Genomic DNA, 481 nt, shown 5'->3' on the forward strand with positions numbered 1-481 from the left:
CCGCGCCGACGGCTATTGGCTGCAGGGCTATGCCGAGTTCCTGATGGCGCAGGCCGATTTCTGGCTGGCGCATGATTTCAGAGGTACTTTCGACGGCTCCTTCCACATGCTGTTCCCGCGCGCCAAGCTGCCATTGCAGGATATTCTCGTGCCGCCGCCGACCGAGATGGGCAGCAACATGTTCTCGTCGGAATGGCGCATCGCCGACTTCATCTCGATGGTGCACATGATCAACTGGCCGGTGGTCGAGCCGGAGCGCCGCAAGGCGGCACGCCAGGAATTGCTCGAAATGATCCGGCTGTCGCGCGAAGACTGGAAGGCGATCCGCGCCGAGACCGACAATGACCGCGAATGGCTGCCCGGGCCGCAGCAGAAGGGCGAGAACCCGCTGACCGGCCTCGAAGTCGGCGAGGAGCAGGTGCAGGCCTGGCTCGCCACCTTGAGCATGGCCGAGGACCTGCTCGAAGGCCGCGCGCTGCTG

At 64.9% G+C, this 481-nt stretch carries 1 pseudogene; it reads left to right on the top strand.

What is annotated here, in order from left to right:
- Positions 1 to 481, top strand: a pseudogene (locus ACWTU8_RS32410) (hypothetical protein); the annotation flags it as partial.

Source organism: Mesorhizobium sp. BHbdii, assembly GCF_053848045.1.